General features: G+C 34.5%; 1 protein-coding gene. It reads right to left on the bottom strand.

The features are described 5' to 3' along the window. Positions 1-2: 2 nt before the first annotated feature. On the bottom strand, positions 3-1,442 hold a 1,440-nt coding region (locus FT986_RS11900; RefSeq protein WP_147865244.1), incomplete at its 5' end, for a VirB4 family type IV secretion system protein.

Here is a 1,442-nt window from a genome sequence, read left to right as displayed (position 1 = left end):
TTTTAATTAATAAATTTTAAAATTGCTTTTTCCATATTTCCGTATTGCTCATACAGTTTCATGATTTCTTCATTTTCCTCCCCATCGGTGAGGTAAGCAGCATATACTTCTCTGGGTACCTCTAACCTAAAAATGTTGCTTTCCTTTCCGATTTTAATGAACATTTCGGTGTACTTAAAGGTTCCCGACAGGTTGTTTTTGATGGATTTTAACTGGTTTAGATCGTGACTGGAGAGATGAAGCCTTTTTATGAGTTCATCATATCCTTTCTCATTATTAAGGCTATAAATAACTTGGGTGTTTTCTAGAATACTAGCTGATGTAGAGTTGTTAGGAAGTTGATTAATAGATTGTAGAATAATACCAATGGCTCCGTTTTGTTTACGAATGGCTTGATAATAGAATTCAACACTTTCAAGTACGTTTTCAAACTTGAGTTGCTTGGCAAACTCATCGAAAAGAATAATACCCTTTTCAGCTTTATTCTTCCAAATCGTTCGTTGTATAGCTGATTTTATCAGCTTCAACATGACAGACAGAATTTCCTTATTGTCCTTGACTTCATCTAGTTCAAAAACAATCAATCGCTTATCTTCAATTTTATAGGTCTGATCTTCGCTGACCTCAAAAAGAAAACTATATAAGCCCTCCCCTACATATTCTGACATCACATGTAAAAAACTGGTCGTATTAAAGTAATCGGGGTGAATTTTAAGATCCTCTAACAAGCTTTCTTGGTTCTTCTCAATAAAATGGTAAAACCCGTCCAGTGTATGGTTTTCAGCTGTTTGTAGATAGTAATAACGTAGTATTTTCTTTACAGATACTGATTGTGCTTTGCTTACTTTTATATCGGAAGCGAATAATTCGAACAAGAAAATAGATAAATCCTCTAAACGCTCTGGTGTAATATCCGTAGCATCGTTAATATAAAACGGGTTGATCCCTAAGTTCTTTCCGCTTTCATATCGTAGCACCGTATATTTCTCAGGGTAGAGCTTGGCAAATTTGGTATAGGAGCCTCCCAAATCTATGATGACAAGGCGAACGCCATTTTCAAAATACTGACGTAAAATATTATTGGCTAAAAAAGATTTACCCTCTCCCGTAGGAGCAAATATGGCAAAGTTCCTCGCTTTGATGCGTTTCTTTTTTTCATCCCAAACATCTTTTAAAACGGGAATATTATGCTCTCGATCATTGAAAATTATCCCGGTGTCGTCTGATTGATAATTGGTATTGTTAATAAACAGACAAAGCGCATGTTTAAGATCTGTTACATATAAATCATAATTGGAAAAATTAGGAGAAAAACAACAGTAACTATTCAAAATATAATTCTTGCGTTCTTCTCCCTTGGGGTAGTATGGAATGATATCCAGCTCTTTAAATTCTGTTTTGATCTTGGAAGCTATTCTTTTTAAGTTTTGCTTTTGTTGATC

It is taken from the genome of Mesonia sp. K4-1, assembly GCF_008017825.1.
Taxonomy (GTDB): Bacteria; Bacteroidota; Bacteroidia; order Flavobacteriales; family Flavobacteriaceae; genus Mesonia.
The sequence above is the reverse complement of the archived record's forward strand: the minus strand, read 5'-3'. Positions and strand labels throughout refer to the sequence as shown.